A 25,929-nucleotide genomic window follows, 5' to 3' on the forward strand; every position below is an offset into this window, starting at 1 on the left:
GAAATGCTGGAAATACTGATGCAGTGGATGTTCTAAATTGATGAAGGAAAAAGCGCGAGCGAAGCGAGCGCCGAAAAGTTATTTTGTAAACCTTCGAGAGAAAAAACCGCCTCAACTTTTAGCCCCGGTTGTAATGAAAATCCTTTTTTGCGGCGGCTTCGCCGCCGCAAAAAAGATTGTAATGGAAAACGGGACTGCCTTCTCAAAGAAGTTGATCCTGTCTTGCTTCTAAAAATTTTAATGCTGCATTTTAGCAGGATCGTCGTAATTCACCATCCAGTTGATGCGGAATTTATCTGTCCACATTCCGAAATAAGCGCCCCAAAATGTTTCTGCAAGTGGCATTGTCACCGTTCCGCCTTCGGAAAGTCCGTTGAAAAGTCGGTCTGCTTCTTCTTTGGAATCTGTATTTATGGAAATTGAAATATTGTTTCCTATAACATGATGTGACGCCCATTCTCCGCCCGTGTCGGAACCCATCAAAACGGTTTCCTGAGAAATTGGTAGGGAAACGTGCATGATTTTGTTTTTGTCTTCGTCGGGAACTTGTTTTCCGTCCTCGGAAGGCGGCATATCGCCGAAACGACCGATGTAAGGGAATTCTCCGCCGAAAACGGATTTGTAGAAATTGAACGCTTCTTCGCAATTACCGTTGAAGGTAAGGTACGCATTTACTTGTGCCATAGAATTTTGTTTGATATTGTTTGAATTAGTCGATGTTGTTTGATATTCAGTATCAATAAAATTAGAAGGTTATTCAAAAAAGGCATTAATTGTAAGATTCAAAATCTACCCTTATCTGTCCGTTTTTCTTTTATAGGTTTTTCAGATTGGTTCTATAATTCGACTTACCGTCATAACTCTTCCAGTCACCTATTAATTCTATAAACTGGCTTTCGATTTTTTCGGTTTTCTTATTCCACATAAAGGTGTAAATAAATTTCCCTTTCAAAATTCCAGAATGCTTTCCGCTTGGTTCTTCTGCCAATTCATATTCTCCGAAAACCAAGTTTCTTCTTTTGCCGTCTCTGTATTTTGTGATGGTCAGTTTCCCTTCGAATTTTGTATAATTTCGATCTACTAAAGTATAACCTGCAAGGAAATATTCCTGGTCATTTTTCTTGTTTTGTTCAGAAATATTGACTTTCATCTTCATTTCCGTCTTGTCGTTGCCAATGGTTCCGACATACGGTTTGGAATTATTGAGCCATACTTTTTCAATATTCGGCATTTGGGAAAATGCGAAAGAACTTATGAAAATAAATAGAAAAATTAGTTTTTTCATTTTGATTGATTTAGACACCCCGCCAAAAAATTCTACGAAATTTTCGCCACGCCTCTGAAAGAGGGAAACCGCTACACTCCAAATTGTTCCAAGTGATGATTTAAATGTTTTGCAAGCATATTGTTCCATTCTTGGGAAGTCATGATTCCGAAACTGGTGTTTTCCTTGCCTTCGAAAGCTTCTTTTCCTAACTGCTGAACGCGCTGAATATTTCCAACGAGTTTTTTCTTTTCCTCCTCAAAATTTTTGCGATCTGCAATGATGAAAACGGGACTTGTCGGCAAACTTTGTTTATAGGGTTTTTCGTTAACAATCTTTGGCTTTACAAATTTAGAAAGCAAAAATTTGGCAATGAAACTCGGTTTTTTATGTTTTTCAGGTTCAAAAATAAAAGAATACGCCACATTCAGGTGTGCTAAAACTTGATCAACCGTCATTTTGCCCCATTTTCTTTGGGTTTCTGGCGTCAGCTTATTGATTCTGTCGATATAATTTTGAGCGGTTTTCGCGTCAAAAATATTTTCCATAGTTTAAATTTTGAAGTAAAACAAAGATAAATATCTTTTTGAAAATGAAACCAAAAATTCCGCCCCAAAAATTGAAGCGGAATCTAAATTATTCATTTTTCATTGTTAATTATTCATTAATCGTCACTTTCGTTCCCTGCGTATGCGCATTCATCTGCGGTGCGTAATAGTTTTGCAAAGTGGTAATTCCGTTGCTGAACGTTCCCGAAGCATTGCACACATAATCGTATTCAAAAACGTATTTTCCTTTCGGTAGGTATTGAATATAGAAATTGGTGGAAGCATCTTTTGTGGATTGATAATAACCTAAATTGTTTTTCCATTGATAACCGGACAAAACATTTAAAGGTTCAAAACCTGCAGCTCGCATATCTTTCAGGTGAATGAATTCCATATTTCTGTCTGTGTTCAAAATCATTCTTACTGTTACTTTATCGCCCACTTTCAATGGAGTTTGAGCGGTAATTTTCAACAACTCTTCCCCATTCTCAGTTTTGATTTTTTTATAAAGTTCTTTGGTGATGGAAATATAGCTTTCAGAAGATTTTATTTTATCCAAATCTTCGTAATACTGCCAAAATAAACCACCCTGAACAATTCCTGCACCAGGTTTTGTAATGGTGACTGTTCCTAAATTTTTGTCGATTTTATCAGATTGAATTGATTTTTTGTAATATCCAGTCGCACTTTGCTCTCTACCTTGTGCAAAATTTGGATTAGGTTTTCCCCATAAAATAGTTGCTTTGTCACTTTCATTGGAAGTCCAAGATTTTCCTGAATTCATAATCGTGTAAATCACTTCCGCTGTTCCACGCGACGTTCCCCAAGAATTCACTTCTTTTTGAGTGACCAACCAAATCTTCATTTCCTCAATGAAATTTTGGTCGTTTGGAGTGAGTTTGTTAAACGCTTCCAACGCTCCCGCATGATTCACGGTTTTTGAAGAATACCATCCCCAATCGTTCAGATTTTGCTTCCAATAAACTCCTTGAGTTTCCGTTTCAGTCGAGGTTTCCTTTAAATAAGTCATCAACTTTTTCGACAAATTCGTGAGTTTATACTGATCAAATAACAATGCTGCACGATGTAGTCCAAAGAACGTGAAATCGGTGATTTTCGCAGTTGATGCTTTTTTGATGACCAAGTTTTTCAACGTCGCGCCTTTTCCTTTTAATGGATATTGATTTTCCCAATAATGACGGGTATCAAGATAATCCAAAACATAATTATTCCATACCTCTTTTGTCGCGCTGAGCGAAGCCGAAGCGTCCCAATATTTGTTCACTTCATTATCCACATAAGAAATCAGTTTGGAAACCATTTCTTTTTGCTCACTTCCCTGATAATCAGCAACATTTCCTTTCAACCATTCATTGATTCTGCCTAAATTTTTCAGAATATACAGCGAATTGTAGTACGAACTCGGATAACCTGCATACCAAGAAAATCCGCCGTCAGGATTTTGCAGTTTTTTCAGTTCTGCCCAATCGTTTTTAATGGAATTTCGCATCGTGTTCGCATCGAAAATTCGAGACAATTTCTGCATCTGTTCCGTTTCATCCTTGCTTTCCAAAACCCAAGGCGTTTCTTCTAAAAGTAATTGTTTCAACTCTTGATTTTTTTCCAAATTGGAAATCAACAAGCCTTTGCTTTGATATTCATCAAAAACAGTTTTCATTTTTGGATTGGCTTTAAATATTTCGGAAGCCAAAACATCGGCAAACCATTTGTTGAAAACCACATCCGCAGAATTATTCTGGTCGTTTTTCAAGCTTGGAAGCGCAAACATAATTTCCCAAATAGGATTGGTCGTCAGTTCCAAAGTATTCGCAAAATTTGTCGCCGTAGTCGAAGTATTTTTAGCCAAATTTTCCAAAGTGAAAGTTTTGGTTTGACCTTCCTTCACAAAAATCGGCACGGCATCGGTAACCAACATTCTGTTTGGTAAAACCGCAATTGCTTTTTGCTCACCGTCGCTGAAATTTCCTGCTTTCGCAACGATTTTAATGATGATGGAAGAAACATCGTTTGGAACTTTCAATTTCCAATTCACCACTGAATTTCCGTTTTCATGCAGAGAGAAAGTCTGTTCTTTGTTGTAACCTGCAACCGCCGTCAATTGGGAAATTCCGAATTTTTGTGTAATATCTTCGTTGGTAAAAGCATCCAAAATCTGCAATTGCGCTGTTCCAATCAATTTTTCATTGACCAAACTTGAGAGTTTTGATTGCAAATTCAGTTCATCGCCTTCTCTCAAAAACCTTGGATAATTCGGCGTTACAGAAAATTCTTTTTGGGTTACGACTTCTTTCTGCAAAGTTGCGGCTCTTGCATCTTTCGTGTGTGTCAAAAACATCAGTTTCCATTGTGTTAATGCTTCCGGAGAAGTAAATTCGAATGAAACATTTCCGTCTTTGTCGGTCATTAAATTTGGATAGAAAAATGCGGTTTCGTTCAGATTTTGGCGAACGGGGATTTTCTCTAATTCTTTTGTTGATACAACATTTGAACTTGTTTTCAGTGATGCGGTTTTTGTTTCCATTAATCCTTGCTGTTCAACTTGCACACCAGAAACATTACCTGCAACCGAATCCATTACAACTGCTTCCTTTGCAACTGCCATTGGTGCGGCAACAGATGCATAACCTCTAATTCGTAATTGACGTCCGTAAATCCCTCCATCAAACCAACTGAAATTCGGGAACTGAATTCCTTCTTGGTTCAAGTATTTATATCTTTTGCTAAAAGTTTCCTGCGCCAAATTTTCATTGATTCCGTAAGAATTCAGAATGAAATATTTTTGGTAAAGCTGTTGCCAAGAATACGTGTTCACCGCAAACTGATCAAGCGACATATCGTACATATTCGCCAAAACTTCAGCATTGATTTTTTCGTTTTGGTCGCCCAAAATTTTCACCGTCCATTTTTCTTTTTCGTTCGGCTGCAATTTGTCACGGAACGTCACGGTTTCAATTCGCAGTGGTTTTTTGTCGGAAGCAATTTTCAGATTGACACTCTTAGTTTGAACATCGTTAAAAGCTACCAATTGAAACTGAACATTGATTTGGTCGATACTTTCATCTTTTGGAAAAGCGACTTCATACTCCACCAAACCATTTTTGAAAGATTTTTGTTCGGTCACCGTTTCTCCGTTTCCGTTTTGAATGTAGATATTCACTAAAGCATTTGGAACAGCAGAATAAACATAAATTTTCGCTTTTTCATTTCGGTTGAATTCTGCTTTTGGTTGAAGCACTTTTAAGAAAGGTTTCTGCGAATCATTCAAAAATCGTTTGTCGTAAACTTCAAATTCTTTTTCCGTTTTAATGGTGTCTTTTCCTTCGATGTTGAAAAGTTCGAGTTTATACTTTCCTGCACTTAATTTTCCTAAATCTAAAGTTTGAGGTTGTTTGCTATCGTTTGAAGTTGTTTGATTTTCAACTCTTTCGATAATTATTTTGTCAATTTTTGAATCTTTTTCCTTTTTTTCATAATAATCGTGTGGAAATTTCTGAACAAATTCTGATTTCGAAAATTTCGGTAAATCCTGAATTTGTTGCTCAAAATTACTTCTGAAAATTCTTTCATCAGGAAGCAATTTCGAAAGTTTCACATTGTAAGATTTCTTCAGATTTTGGTCGTTGTAGTTTTTGGTTTCCACTTTTACCGTTACATTTTCATCTGCAAAAGCGTCTTTGATATCATCAGTTTTAATGTAATGAGAAACCGAAGCAACTTTCACATTTGTGTTTGCAGATTGTGTTTCACCATTAATATCGGTTACCGAAGCATTGATTTCGTAATTATCAACCTGAATTCCTTCTAATGTTTCATCTTTTTTCAAATTTACCTTTATCATGAACTCGCCTTTCTCATTGGTTTTCACTTCACCGAGAATGGAGTTTTCATTATAATTCCCTCGTGGAAACCACCAAAAATACATCCACCTAATATTGTGTTTTTTGATCTCGTAATTCACCATCGCATTGCTCAAAGGAACTCCCGAAAACATCATCGCTTTCCCTTTCAGTTCAATGGTTTGTCCGTATTGGTATTCATCTTTAATCGGCTCGAAAGTCACCTCAAATTTTGGGCGTTTGTACTCTTCCACACGGAAATCTTTGTAGGTATCAATTCCGTTTTCATGAATTTGAAGCGAAAACTGTCCGTTCAATTTTCCGTTCGGTAAGATGAAATTTCCGTTGTAGGAACCGAATTCATTCGTTTTGAAAGTTTGATCTGAAATTTTTTCTCCATTGGCATCGTGAATCGATATTTTCTGAGAAAGTCCAGATGCAACACTTTCCTTTTGATTTACCAATTGAGTGTTAATCACTTTAAAATAAACGGTTTGTCCAGGACGATAAATCGCTCGGTCTAAAAATATTTGTGCAGAATTTTGGTTTTGATTTCTAAAATCTTCGCCATAATAACGGTTTCCATAAACCTGCATCAAATTGAAATCATTGGTTTTGGGTTGTTGAACAAGATAAAATCGATAATATTCGTTGTCTTGGGAAACTGGAAACTTAAAGTTTGCTGAATTATCCGTGTTTAAAGGAAAAGTATTCATCCTAGTTCCACGTGAATATTCATAAATTTTCAAACCTTCGCTTGAGATTGATTTTCCGTTTTCGCGATTGACTAATTTTAGTTGATTTTCAATGGTTTTCCGATCATCTTTTTTGTTGTAAATAATTCGCGAATTTGTAACGATGAAATAAAAATTCTCCTGAATCGCGTTTTCCACCACATATTCCACCAAATAAATTCCTGATGGAAGTGGTTTGATTTCAAAAGAAGTGTTGTGTGTTTTGTAATCCTTTAAATCCTGTAAATCAAACGATTCCTTTCGAACCAAAGATTTTTTTACCGCACTGAATTTATTTTTGTCGTAAGAATCAGAAATATATCTCAAGAAATTCTGAAAATCGTCCTTCACCTCATAAATATTCAATGAAAATTTGTCCACATTTTTTGCTTGTGCCACCAAATGAATCGGGAGATTTGCCTGTGTATGCGTTTCGTAATAAATTGTGAGATTTGGATTGACAATCTGGTTTTCTCGATTGAGAATATTGTTTAGAAATTTTGATTTTGGATATTCTTTTTTTACGCTTTCAACCCAAATTAATGCTTCCTTATATTTTTGGTCTTCTGTTAATTCGTCAATGATTTCACCCGCAATCATTACTTTGTAATCACCTTCTGTAGTGGTTTTGTAAAGATTTTGAAGTTGAGAAAGTTGGTCTTTGCAATTGGTAAATTCGCAGTTGTAATTCAGTTTTTGATGCTGAAAATAGAGTTTTGAATTTCCCGAGTTTTGAGTAATTAACTCTTCATAAATCTGATTGATTTTGGAACGGTTCACTTTCAATTCATTCGGTGTAAATAAATCTTCATCTTTCAGAAAATCAATTTGTTTCATCGAATTATAGTCAAACAAGGTCGGGAAATAATCCAAATCTTCTGTTCCTTCAAAAATAGATTTGTACTTCGACATCGAAATTTTTTGCAACTCAGAATTCTGCTTTTCTAAATCGGCAAAATGTTTGTTCAAATAATTTTTAAAATCCAGTTTAGACCAAGTCTCGATTTGTGCGAAATCCTGATTGTTGATATTGGTTCTTTGATCGATTTCCCATTGATCCTCTTGATAATGATCGTTGATAAATTCACCCAACAGAACTTGATAAACCAGTTTTTCTTCGCCTTTCAACGATTGGTCCAATTCCGACAATTTTTTGAAAAACTGACTTGAAGAATCATTTTTTTCATCATCTCGAGTTTGGTTCACAATACTGAATTCAGCTTTCAGCGAGCGTATGAGTTGAACGGCATTGCTTTCTTTCATGGCGGTTTTTTGGATTTCTAAAATAATTGGGAGATTGGATTTGTATAAACCTTGCTTGTAATTGGTTTCAATTTTTTTCCATTGGTCGTCGTAATATTTCTGTCCAAAAATTGGCGTAACTATGATAAACAACAGAAAAAAAGTGAAAAGTGTTGTGAATTTTTTCATAAAAAATGTTCTAATAATTTCGTGACACGCGATAAATCGCGTCTCTACAATATCATGGATTTTAAAAATTTGAATTGGTTAAATTTGCAACTGATGCAGATTCTAAAATTACTAAAAAAATACGTGATCGACAGCGAAATCTATGTTTCTTTGATGGGCACTTTTTTGGCAATTTTTTTCATGTTGGAGCAAAATGTATTCCGCTTTCCGACGGTGATTTTAATCTTCATTACGTATTTCAGCGGCTATCTTTACACCAAATATCAAAACCATTATTTATTTAGCAAAGTATTGATTTTCAACATCATTTGCGGAATCGTTTCTTTAACATTAATTATTCTTAATCATAACGAAATCCGAATTTTAAAATGGTTCTTCATCGTGATTTTGGGATTGCTTTACAATAGTTATTTCTTGGAGAATTATATAAGAAAAGTTCCATTATTAAAGGTTTTTTATGTAGGATTTACCTGGGCTTTAATCAATTCCTGGCTGATTTTACCACAATTTCATTTCACTATTTTTCTCATCAGTTTATTTTTTGTGACGGCTTTGGTTTTGCCATTCGATATTCGGGATATGAAAGTGGATGATGTCGTGACTTTTCCAAGGTTAATAGGAGTTGAAAACACGAAATATCTTGCTTATTTTCTTATTTTTTTGAGTTTAATGATTTCCATTTTTTATCTAAAAACTGAATTTGCAATTTCCTTTGCTTTAACCTCAATCTTAACCTATATCCTTATTTATTTTTCAGAAAACTCTAACAAAGATTCTTACTTTTCGTTTTGGGTGGAAAGTTTAAGCGGATTACCTTTTGCTTTTTGGCTAGTAAATTGGCTTATAAATTGATAATCGATTATCGGAAAAAAATATTCTTTTGCAATTAAAATACCTTTTAACTGTAATTCTGCTTACTTGTTTTTCTTGTGTTTTGGCGCAAGAGAAAAAGGATTCGATTTACACTAAAATTGAAGAATTTTCAGACAAAAGAAAAGTTACCAAATTTCTGCACCGTTTTATTTTTAGGAGAGAGGCTGATTCAGTTTCTGTAAAAACGGATACTAAAGAAAAAAACACGACACAATTCAACGGAAAATTCATTCGGCACATTGAAATTGAAACGGTGGATCCTTTTGGTTATACGATTTCCAACAAAAATAAAGACACAAAATGGTACGATCGGCTTGCTGAAAAAATCCATATTGATTCCAGAAAATCAACCATCCGGAATTATCTTTTTTTCAAGGAAGGTGAAGAATTTAATTCCCAAAAACTGTACGAATCTGAGCGTATGTTAAGAAGCGTAAACTTTATAAACCGTGTAAACATTAATGTTTCGGAAAGCGAAGATTCTAAAGATTCTCTCGATGTTCATGTAAAAGTTCTAGATTCCTGGAGTTTGAAACCGCGCATGAGTTTCTCGGGAAGTAAGATCGGGTTAGGAATTACAGAAGCAAACCTTCTTGGTTTGGGTCACGAATTAAATTTTTATTTCACCAATAATTTTAAGGAGAAAAAAAATAATTTCTTTGGAAGCTACACCACCAATAATCTTTTCGGAACGTTCATCAATGCGACTATTTTGGGCGAAAAAGATTTCGAAAATAATGAAAGAGTCAGTTTCAGTGCAAGACGGGATTTCTTTTCTCCGCTCACAAGATGGGCAGGAGGATTTACATTTGATTATTTCAAACGAAAGGTTGGGTTGCCAATATTAAATGCATCAAATATTCCTGAAGTTCAAATCAAAGTTTTCAGCCAAGATTTGTGGGGAGGTTATCAATTTCCGGTATTCATTAGCAACGATGGAAAAATTTCCAGAAACATTGCGGTTTTGGGAAGGTTTCAAAACTATCAATATAAAGACAAACCCGAAATTGACGGTGGAGATTTTTTTCATTCTACCAATAGTTTTTTAGCATCTGCAGTTTTTACGGACAGGAAATTTTCTGTGGAAAAAAATATTTTTCAATACAATCTTCCTGAAGATATTCCTTATGGGAAATCATTTGGTTTAACAGGTGGGTTTTTAGCAAGAAGCAACCAAGCCATTCCTTATGGTGGAGTCTCGGCTTCCATTGGAGATTTCAATAGTTTGGGATATTTTAATTTAAAGGCTCAATATGGGAGATTTTTCAGTAAAGAGAAAGACCGACAAAACGAATTTCGTTTAGACGGAACTTACTTCACCCCTCTGCAAGATTGGAAATTTGCCAAAGTCCGCCATTTCCTCTCTCCCACTTTCGCCATCGGAAATTGGCGTTATCAATATTCCTACAAAGACCGAATGAATCTTTCAGGATGGGACGAATTCCCAATGTACAACGGAGATTATATTGGGACTAAAAAATTCATTCTACGTTATCAACTGCAATTGTTCATCAATAAATCTTGGAAAAATTTCCATTTCAGTCCATATTTGAATGCAACATTGGGTTGGTTGTCACAAAATGGCGACCCTTTATTCAAATCCAAAACGGAGACAAAGTTTGGAATTGGTGCCTTGATTGACAATCCGTATTTGGTATTCAACAGAATTAAGGTTTCGTTCGTATATTACCCGAAACTTCCGATTGACAATAAACCTGGATTTGAATTCAACAGTTTTGGAAATGACGGAATGCCGTTAAGTTCTTTTGGCACGGAAGTTCCGCAGTTTGTGAATTTCGGGAATTAGAACTTCAATTTCAAAATCCATTAGTTCGATTTTCTTTATCTTTACTAAAATTTTGGCGATGGAAAATTTAGAGTTTCTAAAAAATAAATTAATCAGGGCAATCAACGAAAGTTCTGATAGAGAATTGATTGCTAAACTTTGAGAAATGCCGAATTCTGAAAATAAAAACATTGTTTCTGAACCTCAATCTGTTTACAAGAGTGAAAAGCAGTGACTATGAAGAAGTTGAAAATGATTTTAAAGAAGACGAAATAAAACTGCATCCTGTTTATATGAAAATGATTGAACGAGGAATGGAAGATGTTAGAAATGGACACGGTCTAACTGAAGAAGAAATGGACAAAATGGATGAGGAATGGCTCAATTAAAAATTATTTGGACCGTATTTGCGAAACAACAAAGGGATGAAATTTTTCATTTTTGGAATATTCGAAATAAAAGCACCTTCTATTCAAAGAAACTACGATTATTGATTAAGAGCAGGACCAACCAATTAAAAGATCAACCTTTTCAGGAAAAAAAATATTTGCAAACTCTTAAAGAATTCTAATTTTCAAAAACTATAGTTTGGTTTACTTTGTCGATAAAGAAAAAGTGTACATCGTTGCATTTTGGGAGAATCAGCAAGATCATGAAAAACTCGAAAATATTTTAGGTTTATGACCATCCAAAAACTCACCCTACAAAACTTCAAAAACCACCTTTCAAAATCATTTGAATTTTCACCACAAATCAACTGTTTCGTGGGAAATAATGGTGTTGGGAAAACCAATGTTTTGGATGCGCTTCATTATCTTTCCGTTGGGAAATCTTTTTTGGGAAATACAGATTTAAACAACATTCACACTTCGACTCCGCTCAGTGTGGCAGAAGATTTCTTCACGATTGAAGGCGAAATTTTCGATGGTGAAAAGGAAAACATCATCAAAATTCAGCAACCGAAAGAAGCCAAAAAAATCATCAAGAAAAACGATAAATCTTACGACAGAATTGCAGACCACATCGGATTTTTACCGAGCGTGATTATTTCTCCTTACGACTCCAATTTAATTTCAGATTCAGGGGAAAGCCGCAGAAAGTTTTTGGATGCGATGATTTCTCAAACCGATTCGGAATATCTTTTTAATTTAATTCAGTATCAAAAAACGGTTCAGCAAAGGAATGCGCTTTTGAAATCTTTCGCGAAAAACCGATATTTCGATGCGGAAAGCTTGGAGATTTATAATGAGCCATTAATTAAATTCGGTACCAAAATTTTTGAGAAAAGAAAAGAGTTTATACATTCCATTTTACCTTTAATCCAAAATTATTATGAGATTATTTCAAACGGAAAAGAAAAAGTTTCGGTAATTTATAATTCAGATTTAAATGAAGAAAGTTTTGAAAACCTGCTGAATAAAAACCTTGAAAAAGACCGTATTTTAACCTACACTTCAAAAGGAATCCACAAAGACGATTTGCTTTTTGAGATGAACGGAAATCTGTTAAAAAAAATCGGAAGTCAAGGTCAGCAAAAATCATTTTTAATTGCTTTAAAACTCTCTCAAATGAACAGAATTAAAGAAATCACAGGAAAAACTCCTATCCTTTTGCTCGACGATATTTTTGATAAACTGGATGATTCCAGAGTTTCACAATTGATTGAATTGGTGAATCAGGAACATTTTGGACAGATTTTTATTACCGATACCCATAAAGAAAGAACAGAAAATGTGGTGAGGAAAATTACTGACGAAAGTAAAATTTTTGAAATTTGATGTGAGATACGTGGTGCGCGGTACGAGATTGGGTTAAATTTAAAATAAAATAAATTTTATAGTTTTTGTTTAATTTTAAAGAGATATTCGATATGAGTTACAGAAATCTTGATATTTACTAAAGCAGTTTTGAACTTTTTATCAAAACTCATCGTACTTCTTTTCGCCAATATTATTGAAGGCCAAGGCAGAAGCGTTAATAAAAAAGAATACGAACGATTTTTAGTTTTTTGCCTTTAAGCAAGGATTAGACGATTGGACATTTAGAGAAAATAATTCGGCTTTATCCCGAAATAATAAATAATTTTGAAGACCTTAAAACAGTATATGATTTATTGGGAGGAAAAATCAACAATTAACTAAAATGGGTTCGAGAAAATTGGAATAAAGGAAAAGAAAACCCTGACAAAAACTTACAAATTATTCATAACCCATAACTCATAACTCGAATCACATAACTCGTATCTCGAATCAAGTATCCCGCACCTCGTATGAAAAAAAAACGCGAATTCCAAAGTTCCGAACTTGTAAAATCTTTCGCCAAAATCTATGGTTTTGAGGATAAACTGTTGGCTTTCGAAATTAAAGATTTTTTACAGGAATATCTTAACGATGCTCTTTTTCAAGAAATTGGCGATGTGAATTTGGACAAGAAAATCCTTTCCATTAAAATAAAATCACCGCTTTTAAAAAACGATTTTAGAATGAGGAAAACTTTCTTTTTAAATAAGTTTAAAGAAAAATTTGGCGAGGAAAATATTAGTGATCTTCAGATTTTGTAGAAACCGTATCGACCATTTCCTGTGCACGAATATCCAAATCCTTTGAAAGAATCGGGAAGAAAAAACGAAGCGGATTTCTCCAAAAATACCTGAAAATTTCTTTATAAATCTCCTTCACCTCACCGAAATTCACACTTCGCGAACGGAAAGCCAAAACCATCGACAATCCAAAACTCACCAGAAAATTGAAAAATCCAATCAGAAAAACGGTGATGAATGAAATCCAAAAAGTATAAGCAGTTACCGAAAAATCTGCACCGTAAAGACCAAGCGCAAAATTTCCGGATGCAAAAGTGATGTGGCGAATATCCAAATCCAAACCAAGGAAAAGTCCGATTGGACCTGTAATTCCGAGAAAAATACCAAACCAAAAGTTCGAAATAATTCCCGCCCAATTTTTAGCGTAATAATCTGAAAGTCCTTTTGCCAAATTCTTTCCAAAGAAATAATTCAAGAACGGATTCTTCTCAATTCTTTTCGGAATGTGATAAAAAACCGAATTATTCCCAACATTTCCCGAAATAATACCCGAAAGAAACAGGAAAAATCCCGCGATACACGCATGGAAAATCGCTTTCGACTGAATCGGGTCCAAATCCTTTAGAAGTGTTGCCGATTTTTCAAGAGCAAAATTCTGTTTGAAAAATACATCCAAACCATAAATTATCGCGAGTGCCACAGGAAAAGCAAGCAAAACATTTCCCATAAATGCGATAAACTGCGAACGGAAAAGCCTTGAAACCAAATGTGCAAAATCCTGATAATTTTTCTTTGTATTTTCTCCTGCGGAAAGCACTTTGGCCATCGTCGCAGCCGTCATTGCAGGTTGTTTTGTCGCCAAAACGTAATTCATCAAATAAATCATCACAAATCCCATCGCATAATTTAATGAATACAGGATTGCGTGCAAAAAATCACTTCCTGGAAAATAGCTGTAAAGCATCTTCAAAACGCACAATGCGCCCACAATTATGCCGCCTCCGCTTGCTCGAAAAAACATTTTCAGGTAATCTCTCCGATTGGAAGTAATGTAGTGAGAACCTGTTTCTGCGGTGTGATTGGTAATCAAATGCGACATCAAAGTGGTGGAATCGGCGAAAAGTTCCTTTAAATTATTCTTGTGAGATTTATAGTCTAAAATATTGAGGAACAATTGTTTAGAATTTTTTATCACATCACTTTCTTCATTAATCAGCATCACCGAAAGAATATCGTTCATCCTTTCAAGCTGTTGCCTGATTTTCAACAAAGACTGATTGATTTTTCCCGAAATTCCGTATTTCGCAGAATTTTTAAAAGCAACGGTCACAAAATCCAAACATTGCTGCAAATAAACTTTAATCTGCTTGAAATTGACATCTTTGGAATCAATAACAAAATCAGGATTTTCCTTAAAATCTTGATTCAGCACATCAATTTCATTTTGCAGTGCTAGAAACGGATTGTCAAAATTCCGATATTCAGGAGCCATGTTCAAAACCTCCACTTCCATTGCGTTTCCGATGATTCGCCAAGCTAAAATGTTTAAAGAAAACAGCAATTCACGCTTAACTTCCTTTTTCGTAATATAGTCATCTAGCTTTAAAAGTAGGAAAAGTTCATCAAACTGTTCCGCAGAAAGACTTCTGAAAAATTCCAAATCCTTTTTTGGCTGCACCGAAATATTGTCCACCAAATACCAAATCGTATCTTCGTTTTCAATATTGGGCAAAAGTTTATCGAGCAAACGTTTTTTAAGTTCAGGATAGAAAGCGTTTTCTGAAAGAATATTCGCTTCGGTCAGCGACAGATTAAAAGGTTTCCCTTTAAAGAGATTTTTGATGTAATAACTGAAATTCTCAGTAACTTCAGGATTTTCTTTCAGAAAATTTAGAAACTCTTCAAAATCGCAATTTCGCAAAACTGGCAGCAAATCAATGAGTGGCTCCATCGATTTGGTCTCATTCTTAAAACTGAAATATTTGATAAGAATGTTGCTGAAACTGTCGCTATTTCGGAATTTGAACGCCATATCTGCGCAAAGATAAATTATTTCAGACTTACATTGTTCATTTGGCGAATAATCCAATTGTGCTTTTTGTTCAAATATGCTGAAGGATTTTTTGGGTCGTATTTTTTCGGATTAGGTAAAATCGTGGCAATCCACGCTGCTTCACTTTTGGTTAAATCTTTAGACTTTTTGTTGAAATAATATTCGGAAGCAGCCTCCACGCCGAAAACTCCGCGTCCCATTTCGATGGAATTCAAATATCGTTCAAGAATCACGTCTTTTCCCCAAACCAATTCGATGATAAAGGTATAAACCGTTTCAAAACCCTTTCTAATCCAACTTCTACCCTGCCAAAGAAAAATATTTTTTGCAGTTTGTTGGGAAATCGTACTTCCGCCACGAAGTTTTTTTCCTGCGCCGTTATGCTCCATCGCTTTTTGAATCGCCTTATAATCAAAACCGTTGTGATTAAAGAAATTTTGGTCTTCAGAAGCAATAACCGCTCTTTTCACATGATCGCCCATTTCATCATAGGAAATATAATCTCTTTTCAGTTTCCCAAACTCAAAAAGCCCTGAAATTTGGGTTAAAGTAATCGGCGGATTAAAAAATTTACCCCAAAAAATGAAGAGAATATTAGCTAGAATGAGGATGTATATTAGTTTTTTGATTTTATTCCACATATTTAATGAGTAATGAGTAATGGGTAATAGGCAATAACTGCAAAAGTAAGAAATTTGTTAAGCTACAAAATTTTGAATATTGAATCTTTAATATTAAATTTTGAATTACTTCAATTCTTTCATATAAGTTAAAATATAATCGGGAAGAAATTCGGGGTGGAAAATTTTGATGTAATCTTTCAGGATTAAATCGGCCCGAACTACACCACTTTCGAAATAATCGTTGGATTTTCCTTTTTCTCTTCCTGTAACGGTGTAGATTTTTCCTTTGTTAAATACGTTCATTTTTGCATAATTGGGATTGATTTGCAGCAACTCTTTTTTGGTTTGATGATTTCCTGCATTTACCCAAAACTGTGCATCTTTCGCTTTAGTAAAAACTTCTTCAAAACTCATCGGAACCGCTTTTGATTCTCGATTTTCAGCATTTATATATTTGGCGTTTGCATCGGAAACCAACTGTGCAAAATTGGTTTTTCCGCCGGGAAGAAACCACTGATTTCCATAAATTTCGTTGGTTAAAACCGTTGGCTTCGATTGGGATTTTTTAGCTAAAGTTTTTAATGAATCATAACTTTTTTCAATTTCGTTAAATCTTGAAAACGCATTTTTCTCCGCACCTAAAAGTTTCCCGAAAACCAGAAGATATTTCGATTTCTCCAAAGGATTTTGTTCTAAATATTCATCCAAAAAAATCAATTCGATTCCGTTTTTTTTCAGCAAATCGTAGGTATTTTCAAAAGTTGCGATGTAATTGGTGAAAATGGCATCAGGTTTTAAGGCGATGATTTTTTCGACATCATATTTCTGTTCGTTCCCGATGTTAAGAATTTTTCCATCATCAATCAATTGATGAACTTCATCTGAAAAAACATATTCAGGACTTGAAATCCCGATAATTTTACCCTCCAAACCAAGTTCCGTGAAATAACCAACTAAACTTGCGTTCAGTAACATCACTTTTTTAAAAGGAATTTTTGAATTCGGAATCTCATAATCAAACTTTCCTGATTTTAATTTAAGAACATTTCCATCTTCCTTAAACTGAACATTTTCCGAGATTTTTTGCCAATCGTTTGAAATTTTTGGGGATTCTTTTTTACACGAGAAAAGTGAAAAAAGTGCGAGAAATAGAAAAAAGTAGGTTTTCATTCATCAAAGAAAACAAAAAAGTGTTATATTTGCAAACCAAAAATCGGGGCTCGTGGCGCAACTGAATAGCGCATCTGATTACGGCTCAGAAGGTTACAGGTTTGAATCCTGTCGAGCTCACAAAAAACTTTGCAGAATCTGCAAAGTTTTTTTATTTATTTTTGACTCATGAAGCATCTTGTCATCATCGGAACTGTTTTTCCTGAACCCAATTCTACCGCTGCTGGAAAGCGGATGCTTCAACTCATCGATTTTTTTCAACAGGAAAAATTCAAGGTTTCATTTTTATCGGCGGCTTCTTTTTCAGAGCATAGTTTTGATTTAAATTCTAAAGAAATTGAAGCTTACACGATAAAACTAAATGACTCTTCATTTGAAAATTTAATTGCCGAACTCAATCCCCACATCGTAATTTTTGACCGGTTTACGTCCGAAGAACAGTTTGGTTGGAAAGTTTCTGAAATCTGTCCAAATGCCGTGAAAATTTTGGATACGGAAGATTTGCATTTTTTGCGAAAAGCGAGAGAAACTGCCTTTAAACAAAATCGTAAACTTGATGATCAAGATTTGCTGAACGATATTTTTAAAAGAGAAATCGCTTCAATCCTTCGTTGTGATTTATCGTTAATTATCTCGGAATATGAAATGGATTTGCTCACCGAAAAATTTAAAATTGACAAACAGATTCTTTACTATCTTCCACTTTTTGCAGAAGTAAAGCCGTCTTCATTTTCTTTCTCGGAAAGGAAAAATTTTATCAGCATCGGGAATTTTTTGCACGAACCCAATTGGCAAACCGTTTTGAAATTAAAAAAATTGTGGCCGAAAATTAAAAGTAAATTACCTGAAGCAGAACTTCATATTTACGGAGCTTACGCCACTCACAAAGCGTTACAACTTCATAATGAAAGAGAAGGTTTTTTAATTAAAGGAAGAGTTGAAAATGTAGAAAAAGTATTTTCCGAATCCAAAGTTTTACTTGCGCCAATTCCTTTCGGAGCAGGGATTAAAGGGAAATTATTGGAAAGTATGCAATATGGTTTACCTAATGTGACTTCCACGATTGGAGCAGAAGGTATGAATGGAAATTTACCCTGGAACGGGTTTGTTTGTGATGATGAAAATGAGTTTGTTGAAAAATCTGTTTCACTATATCAAAAGGATTCCGACTGGCTTCAATTACAGAAAAAAGGATTTGAAATCATTGAAAAACGTTTCAAAAAAGAGCATTTTCTTCAAAAATTTTCGGAAAGACTAAATGAAATGTCAAACAATTTGGAAAAGCACAGAAACGCCAATTTTCTTGGGCAGATTTTGCAGCATCATAGCTTGCAAAGTACAAAATATTTGGGAAAATGGATTGAGAAGAAAAATAAAAACGCTTAACTTATTCTCGCAGATTTCGCAAATTACGCAGATTTTATTTTGCCGACTATTATTTTTCTAAAAGCAAACTCACCCATTCTTCTCTTTGAAGTTTCTTTTTCAAAGTCAGATTTTGCTGGGTGCAAACTTCTAAAATATCATCTACATCGAAGAAACACAATCCTGAAAGAAGAAGTTGACCGCCATCATTCAAAACGGAAACGTAAGTCGGAATATCGGAAATCAAAATATTTCTATTGATGTTTGCTAAAATAATATCGAACTTTTCTTTGCCTAAATTTTCCGCAGTTCCTTGAGAAACTTCAAGCTCTACTCCATTTCTTTCAGCGTTTTCGACGGAATTTTCAACGGACCATTCGTCGATGTCGATGGCGAGGGTTTTTCCTGCTCCTTTTTGCTTGGCGAAAATAGCGAGAACGGAAGTTCCGCATCCCATATCGAGAACCGCTTTATTTTGGAAATCCAAATCGAGCATTTGCTGAATCATCAAATAAGTTGTAGCATGATGACCTGTTCCGAAAGACATTTTGGGTTGAATAATAATTTCATGAGTAAGGTTTTGATTTTCATGAAATTCCGCCCGAATTGAAACTTGATTTTCAACGTTGATTGGCGAAAAGTTTTTTTCCCATTCCTCGTTCCAATTGATGTTTGGCATTTCTTGGAACGTATACGAAATTTTCACTTCATCATTTTTAAAGAGATTAATTTCTTTTAATTGATTTTCGTTGAACAAATCTTTTTGAATGTATCCCAAAATTCCGTCGTGTTCCTCGGTGAAACTGTCGAAACCGATTTCGATGAGTTCTGCCATCAGGATTTCGTTCCAAGGTTGAAGTGGGAAAATTTTGAAGTTGAATTCTAGGTAATTGTTCATGTGAAAATTTTTGCAAAAATACAGAATTTTATGGTTCTCGCAGATTTGGCGAATTGCGCAGATTTTCTTTATGTAAAGTGATATTGATTTAAAAAATACTCTTCAAATAATATGAAATTGCGCCCCAGATTGACTCTCTTACTTTATATTTTTAATAGAATCATCTAAACCCGTTCCTCATTTTGAACGGCATGTTTGAGCTCTTTTTTTCGGCGGCGGCTTCGCCGCCGCCGAAAAAAAGCGAGTATTGAGAGCTGATTGTACGCCCAAAAACTACTTGTGAAAGTGAGTCGGAAACGCTTCTTCAGGTTTCATCCTTAAGACATTCAGTAAAAACCAAGATTTTAGAAATCCGTATCCGTAAGAAAACATCTGAATGTAGGTCGAAATAATCGCCATTGCAGCAATGCTGATATTTTTGGTTTTGTAGAGTGCGTGGAAGAAAACGAGGAACGTGTAAAGTCCGTACATCGCCATGATAAAGCCTTTTCCGAAGAGGAAATACTCGATGAATCCGAGAATGTAGCCAATTAAAAACAGCGACGGAAAGGCGAACGAAATTTTCACATAATTTGGATGTCGCTGATTGAGAATGGGTCGCGCGCAACCGAATTGATACACCTGTTTCGAGAATTTTCCAAAATTGACGCGGCGTTTATGGTAAACCCCGATATTATCGAAAAACGCAGTAATGAAACCGTTTTCCCAAAGTGTCATGGATAAATCGGGATCTTCGCCGATTCGCATTTCGGAGAAACCGCCCACTTTTTCGAAGGCGGATTTTTTCACGCCCATGTTGAAACTTCGGGGCTGAAATTTGGTGACGGCTTTTTTACTTCCACGAATTCCGCCCGTTGTGAAAACCGAGGTCATGGAATAGGAAATCGCTTTCTGCATGAGGTTGAAACCTTTGTGCACTTTGTCTGCACCACCGAACGCGTCACACGGCATTTCAGAAATATTTTTTTTAATGTTTTCGATGTAGCCTTTTTCCACAATCACATCGGAATCCACAAAAACAAGCCAATCGTTTTTTGCTCTTCTTGCACCGTAATTTCTCGTCAAACCCGGTCCTGAATTGTCTTTCCGGAAAAATTGAATATTTAGCGTTTCTTTGAAAAGTTCCACCGTTGGTCTTAAATCAATCAAGGAACCGTCGTCAACAATAATCACCTCGAAATCTTTGTCGGTTTGGTGCGACAAGGAAGTGAGCAACTCGAAAAGTTCGTCTTTGCGGTTGAATATGGCGATGATGAGGGAGATGGTTTTTTTCAAATTGTGGGTGTGTTGGTAAGTGGGTGTGTTTGAGGGTTTGAATATTTCTTAAAAACCCCGTCAAAAATTTCTGCTAAATTTTTGCCACCCCTCTGAAAGAGGGGAATCCCTTCTAATTTTACTTTTGTTCTAATTTATGTACTTTTTTCGTTCCTTCATACATTTCGTACTGCATGAAACGACACTCTAATTTTCCGTTGAACAGTTTGATTTTTCGGGATGGCCGCAAACCTATTTTTTTCACCGCCTCCAAATCGGAAGTGATCATCCACGCCAAAGTATTTGGATAACCTTGCTTGAAGGTGTCGCCGATTTTTTTATAGAATTCTTCGTCATTAATTTCAATTCTTTCGTCATAAGGCGGATTGAAAACCATCATCAAAGGGAAAAGTTCTTTCCTGGAATCAAAGAAATCCTGTTTTTTCACTTCGATTACATCTTCCATTTCTGCGGCTTCGATGTTGATTTTCGCAGCATTCAACATTTTGGAATCGATGTCGTACCCAACGATTTTTCCCGTGAATTCTTTAACCCTGTTAATTCGGAATTCCTTTATTTTTTGAAAAAGTTCTTCATCATAATTTTTCCAATTTTGGAAAGCGAATTTTTTTCTGAAAATCTGTGCAGGTAAATCCATCGCAATCATGGCGGCTTCAATCAACAAAGTACCGGAACCACACATTGGATCGAGGAAGTTCCCTTTTCCGTCCCAACCGGCAAGCTGCAGCATTCCCGAAGCTAAAACTTCATTTAATGGTGCTTCACCTTGTTCTTTTCGGTAACCTCTTTTGAATAACGGATCGCCTGAAGAATCGAGAGAAATCGTCACCAATTCTCGGTCAATGTGGAGATGAAATTTAATGTCAGGATTTTTAGGATCAACATCGGGTCTTCTTCTATATTTAAACTTGAAATAATCAGCAATTGCATCTTTCATTTTCAAAGACATGAATTTTGAATGTTTGAATCTTTCGGAATAAACCGTAGCATCAATCGCGAAAGTTTGATCCACATTCATATATTCATCCCACGGAAAATCGAAAAGCTTATCGTAAAAACGGTTCTCGTCCCATGCTTTAAAAGTGAGAATAGGAATGATAATTTTCAACGCCGTTCTCGCCGAATAATTGATTTTATAAAGAAAACCGAGGTCGCCTTCACAATTCACGGCGCGGTTTTTCACTTCGACGTTTGTTCCGCCGAGTTTTTTGATTTCTGCAGCCAAAACTTCTTCGAGACCGAAAAAAGTTTTGATCTGTATTAGGAGATTTTCTGTATTCATAAATTGCATTCAGCTTTTGCTTTCTGCTTTCTGCAAATACTGATTGCCGAAAGCTGACCGCGGAAAGCGATTAATCGACAAATTTAGTTATTTTTGCACAATGGCGTGGTTCGAAAAATGGTTTAATACCCCTTATTATCATATTCTTTACAAAGACAGGGATTTTGCAGAGGCAGAAGAATTTATTTCCCTTTTAGTCAACGATTTAGAGATTCCAAAAAATTCCGCAATTATTGATTTGGCGTGTGGAAAAGGAAGACATTCCATCTATCTTAATAAATTGGGCTACAAGGTTTTAGGGCTCGATTTGTCAAAGGAAAGTATTTTCCATAATAAAGAATTCGAGACTTCGGCTCCGCTCAGTCTGACAAAACCTTATCTGAAATTTGAAGTTCACGATATGCGTGACGAGATTTATCCATCGGTTTCTAAAGAAAAGGTGGACGCAGTTTTCAACCTTTTCACCAGTTTTGGATATTTTGAGAGTGAAAATGATGACCGAAAAGTTTTCAAATCAATTCACCATTCTTTGAAAGATCATGGCTATTTCGTACTCGATTTTTTAAATGAACAATGGGTGAAAAATACGTTGGTTCCTGAATATGTAACAACAAAAGGCGGGATCGATTTCCATATCAAAAAGCGAATTGAAAACCAGCATATCATCAAAGATATTTCTTTTAAAGACAAAGGAAAAGATTATCATTTTTTTGAAAAAGTGAAGCTGCACACGATGGAAGAAATTGAAAATTATGGTGCCGAATTCGGTTTTGAAAAAGTAAAAATTTACGGAGATTATCAGTTGGGAAATTTTAATCTTGAAAACTCACCACGTTGCATCACTGTTTTCAGGAAGTTAGAAGATGGAAGTCCGAAGTCGGAAGATTACAACAACATGAATTAAAACTATTAAAAATGATTATCATCTTATTGGTTTTAAGCGTTTTAGCAGGTGTTTTTCTCGGAAAGTTTTTCGGAAAAAGAGAGAAATTTGCCAAAAATCTTTTGATTTTAAGTGCGGGATTTTTAATTACCATCTGTTTAAACGAAGTTTTCCCCGAAGTTTATTCCAACGAGCATCATAATATCGGAATTTGGGTGATTGCGGGAGTTTTGCTGCAAATCCTGCTTGAAAATTTAACCAAAGGCTTCGAACACGGTCATTTTCATCACCACCATGAAAGCAAAAGCATTCTCCCAATGGCTTTAATGATTGGGATGTTTATTCATGCGTTTTTAGAAGGAATTCCACTTGCGAATCAGGACCAAACTTTAAGTCCTTATTTAACGGGAATTTTGGTTCACAATATTCCTATTTCGTTTATTCTCGGAGCTTTTTTAATTAAGCAAAATAAATTTTCTACTTCGGCGTGGATTATTATTTCGGTTTTTGCGTTTGCTTCACCTTTGGGAATGGTTTTAGGCAAATATTTTAATCCTGAATGGGAAGTTTATTTCCTTGCTTTGGTTGGTGGAATTTTCCTGCATATTTCCTCCGTGATTATTTTTGAGGGAAGCAAAAATCACAATATCGATTGGAAGAAAATTGGTTTGGTGATTTTGGGGATTTTGTTGGCGATGACGGGACATTTATTTCATCAGCATTAAAAAAGACTCCAAATTGCTTTGGAGTCTCCTATCATTATTTCACTTAATTCCGACTAGAATTTCCAGCCGAGTGTAATAAAGAAATTATCTTTTTTGTTTTTAACGTTTGATACAATTGATGAATTTACTTCAACAATGTAGTTATTGGAAAAATATCCTGTATTATTCGCAAAAGATCCTTGGATAAAAGGACTGTTGTATTCTGAACTTACATTTTGATAAGCTGCATCGATATAAAATGCTTTAAAATCATAGCCAATTCCCGCGCCAATCGTGTTTCTTTTTCCTAAAAACAAATTGCTGTATGAAGTGTTCGAAACGTCGCCAATATTTGAAAGCGAAGAAATCGTCATCGCGTCAAATGGACTTGACGAAAATGCATATCCTCCCCTCAAGCGAAATTGTTGAATTCTATATTCTGCACCAACTTTAATCTCTGAAAGGCTGTTTGAATGGTCTGAAAAGAACTTGTTCAATTCTGTTTCTGCATCACCATACACTTTATATTTAGGTTTTGTAAGACCTAAAGAATAATCAACGTTAATAGCGAAATTTTTGTTAGGTACAAAAGCTGCACTTAGCGTGGCTTTCATAGGTGATGTAAGATTGCGGTCTTCAGAATAGGTCCCATCGGTAGGATTTTCATATTCCGTGTAAACCCTTGCAATATTCCACCATGTTGGAGTTTCAACGGATGCTCCCAATCGGAATTGCGGATTAATTTTTCCAATAACACCCACTGACGCAGAAAAACCGCTGGAAGATTCTGAAAAAGGAGTGTATTGTTTGCTGAATGTTTCCGTCACATTATTTGAGCTTGAAGTAAATCTTGCAGAATCATATTGCTCAAGATTTGCATTATGAAAATTCAAACCAGCACCAAGATAAAATTTATTGTCATAATTACCACCAACCCCGATCGACATTTTTGATACGTCACCGTAACGGTTGTAAGCATGCCCACCGAAAGTTAAATTGGTAACCAACACATTATTTTGGTCATAAATCGGATAAACCAACCCGGAATTTCCAGGACTTTGTGAGTAATCTTCCAAAGATTGATTAGAATAGTTTACACCGATGTTCACAAACTTCCAAGGTGTGGAGCCTTCGATCTGAAAAGATGCAATACCTCCCACATTTCCGACATCGGTATTATTAATTTTGTACTCCATTGTACTTCCATAAAGCGAAGTTGAATTTTTACTGTTTTCAACGGATAATGTTCCTGAAATTTCGCTCGCAATACTTACTCCGATTCCAGCAGGATTGGAATTAAGTACGGAGAAATCTCCACCTAAAGCTCCCATCGAACCAGCCATAGAATTATATTTTGATGAACCATTCAAAGATGAATTAGAGTAAACTTCAGCAGTGTTGCGAATGGTTGAAACATCTTGAGCATTTGCAAAATAAGCCGCAGAAATGCTCAAAATCATTAAAGATTTTTTAATCATTTTATATTATATACTTTTTAGCAAAAAAATTATCTTCGGAATCCTCCTCCACCAGAAGATCTAGAACCAGAATTAGAAGAACCGCTGTTGAATCCACCTCCAGAATTTCCAGAAGATCTAAAACCGCTGTCACCACCTGATCTAAATCCACCATCACCACCCGATCTGAAACCACCGCCATTATTGCTTCTGACAGGTTGCTCGTAACGTGGTGAACTTTGTTGTTGGTTTTGTTGCGGATAATTTCTCATTCTTGGCTGAGATTGCTGTGTGCTTTGATTTGCTCTCGTTCCAGAACTATTAGTTCTAAAACCAGCATCATTCAATGAATTTGTCCTGAATCCAGAATTATTATTGTTGGTATTTCTAAAACCCGAGCTATTGGAAATTCTTTGAGCATCTCTGAACGAGGTATCAGAACCGCTTCTCTTATAACTGAATCCACCTTGATAGCTGTTGTAGCCATATCCATATCCGTTTCCGTAGTAATAAGGATTATACCCATGGTAAGGATTGTAGCCATAATAAGGATTATATCCGTAATACCAAGGATTGTAGTACCCATACCAAGGATTATAATAGCCATACCAAGGATTGTACCCAAATCCCCACGGACTATAATATCCACCATAACCCCAAGGTGAACCCCAACCGAAACTCAATCCCAACCCAAATCCAGAATAATATCCGAAAGGTGAATAACCCCAATTATCGGAATAGTAAGTATCTGTTCCGGTATAATTTCCCCAATCAGAGTTTTTATTGTCTTTCCAACTTTGATTTCTGTTGTCCGAATTTAGATATTTATTTTGATCATCATTGGCTTGATAGTCGTAATACTCACCAACTCTGTTTCCGCTGTTCATCACGGTTCCTTCTGGTAAAGTATCTCTATTTGGATCGTAATAAACGCCATCAGTTTCGCTGTAACCTCCAGTTTGGATCACGCAGGAAGTTAATATCAAACTACTCGAAATTGCCAAAACCGCTTTAGATTTAAGCAATCCAAGTAAATTTTTATGGGTAAATTTTTTCATGATAATGTGAAAAGTTTTAATTTGAATTATATTTGCACTTTCTACCAAAATTATACCAATTTAATGGTAGAAATCTCGGATAAAATTACGCTTTTTAGATTAGATAAGGGCGTTCCTAAAAAGTTAAAT

The 25,929-nt window shown here is 35.4% G+C and carries 21 protein-coding genes and 1 tRNA gene; 10 read left to right on the top strand and 12 right to left on the bottom strand.

What is annotated here, in order from left to right; translation table 11 throughout:
* Positions 1-40: 40 nt before the first annotated feature.
* Entirely contained in the window at positions 41-232 is a 192-nt protein-coding gene (locus J4771_RS04715; protein WP_224136937.1) for a hypothetical protein, read from the top strand.
* Between the two features lie 5 nt (positions 233-237).
* Here the strand turns inward: J4771_RS04715 and J4771_RS04720 are convergent, their stop codons facing one another.
* The 4 genes from J4771_RS04720 to J4771_RS04735 all read right to left on the bottom strand — a co-directional run bounded on the left by J4771_RS04720 (position 238) and on the right by J4771_RS04735 (position 7,834).
* On the bottom strand, positions 238-684 hold the full coding sequence (locus tag J4771_RS04720; RefSeq protein WP_224136938.1) for a VOC family protein: 447 nt from the start codon (positions 682-684) through the stop codon (positions 238-240).
* A gap of 130 nt (positions 685-814) precedes the next feature.
* Positions 815-1,285, bottom strand: a complete 471-nt coding sequence (locus tag J4771_RS04725; RefSeq protein WP_224136939.1) for a hypothetical protein — start codon at positions 1,283-1,285, stop codon at positions 815-817.
* A gap of 71 nt (positions 1,286-1,356) precedes the next feature.
* Positions 1,357-1,812, bottom strand: coding sequence for a DUF1569 domain-containing protein (locus J4771_RS04730; protein WP_224136941.1), 456 nt, complete (start codon positions 1,810-1,812; stop codon positions 1,357-1,359).
* Positions 1,813-1,921: 109 nt separating this feature from the next.
* Positions 1,922-7,834, bottom strand: coding sequence for an alpha-2-macroglobulin family protein (locus J4771_RS04735; RefSeq protein WP_224136943.1), 5,913 nt, complete (start codon positions 7,832-7,834; stop codon positions 1,922-1,924).
* 93 nt (positions 7,835-7,927) lie between these two features.
* Between J4771_RS04735 and J4771_RS04740 the strand changes: the two genes are divergently transcribed.
* From J4771_RS04740 to J4771_RS04760, 5 genes are all read left to right on the top strand, one after another.
* Complete coding sequence (locus J4771_RS04740) at positions 7,928-8,686, top strand: UbiA prenyltransferase family protein (RefSeq protein WP_224136945.1); 759 nt, start codon at positions 7,928-7,930, stop codon at positions 8,684-8,686.
* Between the two features lie 28 nt (positions 8,687-8,714).
* Positions 8,715-10,514: a BamA/TamA family outer membrane protein gene (locus tag J4771_RS04745; RefSeq protein ID WP_224136947.1), complete on the top strand. Its 1,800-nt coding sequence runs from the start codon at positions 8,715-8,717 to the stop codon at positions 10,512-10,514.
* 170 nt (positions 10,515-10,684) lie between these two features.
* On the top strand, positions 10,685-10,882 hold the full coding sequence (locus tag J4771_RS04750) for a hypothetical protein (protein WP_224136949.1): 198 nt from the start codon (positions 10,685-10,687) through the stop codon (positions 10,880-10,882).
* A gap of 291 nt (positions 10,883-11,173) precedes the next feature.
* Positions 11,174-12,271, top strand: coding sequence for a DNA replication/repair protein RecF (recF, locus tag J4771_RS04755; RefSeq protein WP_224136951.1), 1,098 nt, complete (start codon positions 11,174-11,176; stop codon positions 12,269-12,271).
* Between the two features lie 491 nt (positions 12,272-12,762).
* Positions 12,763-13,053: a hypothetical protein gene (locus J4771_RS04760; protein WP_224136953.1), complete on the top strand. Its 291-nt coding sequence runs from the start codon at positions 12,763-12,765 to the stop codon at positions 13,051-13,053.
* Here J4771_RS04760 and J4771_RS04765 read toward each other — a convergent pair.
* The 3 genes from J4771_RS04765 to J4771_RS04775 form a co-directional block, all read right to left on the bottom strand.
* A complete protein-coding gene (locus tag J4771_RS04765; protein WP_224136954.1) occupies positions 13,031-15,064 on the bottom strand; it encodes a site-specific recombinase in 2,034 nt (677 codons plus the stop codon). The two genes, J4771_RS04760 and J4771_RS04765, sit on opposite strands and share 23 nt — an antisense overlap.
* Positions 15,065-15,081: 17 nt before the next feature.
* Positions 15,082-15,726, bottom strand: a complete 645-nt coding sequence (mtgA, locus tag J4771_RS04770; RefSeq protein ID WP_224136965.1) for a monofunctional biosynthetic peptidoglycan transglycosylase — start codon at positions 15,724-15,726, stop codon at positions 15,082-15,084.
* Between the two features lie 105 nt (positions 15,727-15,831).
* A complete protein-coding gene (locus J4771_RS04775; protein ID WP_224136967.1) occupies positions 15,832-16,878 on the bottom strand; it encodes an ABC transporter substrate-binding protein in 1,047 nt (348 codons plus the stop codon).
* Positions 16,879-16,924: 46 nt separating this feature from the next.
* Here J4771_RS04775 and J4771_RS04780 point away from each other — a divergent pair.
* Together J4771_RS04780 and J4771_RS04785 are read left to right on the top strand one after the other, a co-directional pair.
* Positions 16,925-16,998, top strand: a tRNA-Arg gene (locus J4771_RS04780).
* Between the two features lie 48 nt (positions 16,999-17,046).
* Positions 17,047-18,264 carry a glycosyltransferase gene (locus J4771_RS04785; protein ID WP_224136968.1) on the top strand — a complete coding sequence of 406 codons (1,218 nt, stop codon included), beginning with the start codon at positions 17,047-17,049 and terminating at the stop codon, positions 18,262-18,264.
* Between the two features lie 49 nt (positions 18,265-18,313).
* Here the strand turns inward: J4771_RS04785 and prmA are convergent, their stop codons facing one another.
* The 3 genes from prmA to J4771_RS04800 all read right to left on the bottom strand — a co-directional run bounded on the left by prmA (position 18,314) and on the right by J4771_RS04800 (position 21,698).
* A complete protein-coding gene (gene prmA, locus J4771_RS04790) occupies positions 18,314-19,141 on the bottom strand; it encodes a 50S ribosomal protein L11 methyltransferase (RefSeq protein ID WP_224136969.1) in 828 nt (275 codons plus the stop codon).
* Between the two features lie 273 nt (positions 19,142-19,414).
* Positions 19,415-20,416, bottom strand: a complete 1,002-nt coding sequence (locus J4771_RS04795) for a glycosyltransferase (protein ID WP_224136970.1) — start codon at positions 20,414-20,416, stop codon at positions 19,415-19,417.
* Positions 20,417-20,534: 118 nt separating this feature from the next.
* On the bottom strand, positions 20,535-21,698 hold the full coding sequence (locus J4771_RS04800; RefSeq protein ID WP_224136971.1) for a THUMP domain-containing class I SAM-dependent RNA methyltransferase: 1,164 nt from the start codon (positions 21,696-21,698) through the stop codon (positions 20,535-20,537).
* A 100-nt stretch (positions 21,699-21,798) separates the two neighbouring features.
* Between J4771_RS04800 and J4771_RS04805 the strand changes: the two genes are divergently transcribed.
* Entirely contained in the window at positions 21,799-22,602 is an 804-nt protein-coding gene (locus J4771_RS04805; RefSeq protein WP_224136972.1) for a class I SAM-dependent DNA methyltransferase, read from the top strand.
* Positions 22,603-22,613: 11 nt separating this feature from the next.
* Positions 22,614-23,306 (top strand): ZIP family metal transporter, encoded by a 693-nt coding sequence (locus J4771_RS04810; RefSeq protein ID WP_224136973.1) that lies wholly within the window; start codon positions 22,614-22,616, stop codon positions 23,304-23,306.
* A gap of 53 nt (positions 23,307-23,359) precedes the next feature.
* Here the strand turns inward: J4771_RS04810 and J4771_RS04815 are convergent, their stop codons facing one another.
* Positions 23,360-24,763: an OmpP1/FadL family transporter gene (locus J4771_RS04815; RefSeq protein ID WP_224136974.1), complete on the bottom strand. Its 1,404-nt coding sequence runs from the start codon at positions 24,761-24,763 to the stop codon at positions 23,360-23,362.
* A gap of 29 nt (positions 24,764-24,792) precedes the next feature.
* Entirely contained in the window at positions 24,793-25,800 is a 1,008-nt protein-coding gene (locus tag J4771_RS04820) for a DUF5320 domain-containing protein (protein WP_224136976.1), read from the bottom strand.
* Positions 25,801-25,929 lie beyond the last annotated feature (129 nt).

Source organism: Candidatus Kaistella beijingensis (assembly GCF_020084865.1).
Taxonomy (GTDB): domain Bacteria; phylum Bacteroidota; class Bacteroidia; order Flavobacteriales; family Weeksellaceae; genus Kaistella; species Kaistella beijingensis.

Coding starts and splice junctions, on each gene's coding strand:
- J4771_RS04715 (WP_224136937.1), top strand. CDS start 41: ATGAAGGAAAAAGCGCGAGCGAAGCGAGCGCCGAAAAGTTATTTTGTA.
- J4771_RS04720 (WP_224136938.1), bottom strand. CDS start 684: ATGGCACAAGTAAATGCGTACCTTACCTTCAACGGTAATTGCGAAGAA.
- J4771_RS04725 (WP_224136939.1), bottom strand. CDS start 1,285: ATGAAAAAACTAATTTTTCTATTTATTTTCATAAGTTCTTTCGCATTT.
- J4771_RS04730 (WP_224136941.1), bottom strand. CDS start 1,812: ATGGAAAATATTTTTGACGCGAAAACCGCTCAAAATTATATCGACAGA.
- J4771_RS04735 (WP_224136943.1), bottom strand. CDS start 7,834: ATGAAAAAATTCACAACACTTTTCACTTTTTTTCTGTTGTTTATCATA.
- J4771_RS04740 (WP_224136945.1), top strand. CDS start 7,928: ATGCAGATTCTAAAATTACTAAAAAAATACGTGATCGACAGCGAAATC.
- recF (WP_224136951.1), top strand. CDS start 11,174: ATGACCATCCAAAAACTCACCCTACAAAACTTCAAAAACCACCTTTCA.
- J4771_RS04760 (WP_224136953.1), top strand. CDS start 12,763: ATGAAAAAAAAACGCGAATTCCAAAGTTCCGAACTTGTAAAATCTTTC.
- J4771_RS04765 (WP_224136954.1), bottom strand. CDS start 15,064: ATGGCGTTCAAATTCCGAAATAGCGACAGTTTCAGCAACATTCTTATC.
- mtgA (WP_224136965.1), bottom strand. CDS start 15,726: ATGTGGAATAAAATCAAAAAACTAATATACATCCTCATTCTAGCTAAT.
- J4771_RS04775 (WP_224136967.1), bottom strand. CDS start 16,878: ATGAAAACCTACTTTTTTCTATTTCTCGCACTTTTTTCACTTTTCTCG.
- J4771_RS04785 (WP_224136968.1), top strand. CDS start 17,047: ATGAAGCATCTTGTCATCATCGGAACTGTTTTTCCTGAACCCAATTCT.
- prmA (WP_224136969.1), bottom strand. CDS start 19,141: ATGAACAATTACCTAGAATTCAACTTCAAAATTTTCCCACTTCAACCT.
- J4771_RS04800 (WP_224136971.1), bottom strand. CDS start 21,698: ATGAATACAGAAAATCTCCTAATACAGATCAAAACTTTTTTCGGTCTC.
- J4771_RS04805 (WP_224136972.1), top strand. CDS start 21,799: ATGGCGTGGTTCGAAAAATGGTTTAATACCCCTTATTATCATATTCTT.
- J4771_RS04810 (WP_224136973.1), top strand. CDS start 22,614: ATGATTATCATCTTATTGGTTTTAAGCGTTTTAGCAGGTGTTTTTCTC.
- J4771_RS04815 (WP_224136974.1), bottom strand. CDS start 24,763: ATGATTAAAAAATCTTTAATGATTTTGAGCATTTCTGCGGCTTATTTT.
- J4771_RS04820 (WP_224136976.1), bottom strand. CDS start 25,800: ATGAAAAAATTTACCCATAAAAATTTACTTGGATTGCTTAAATCTAAA.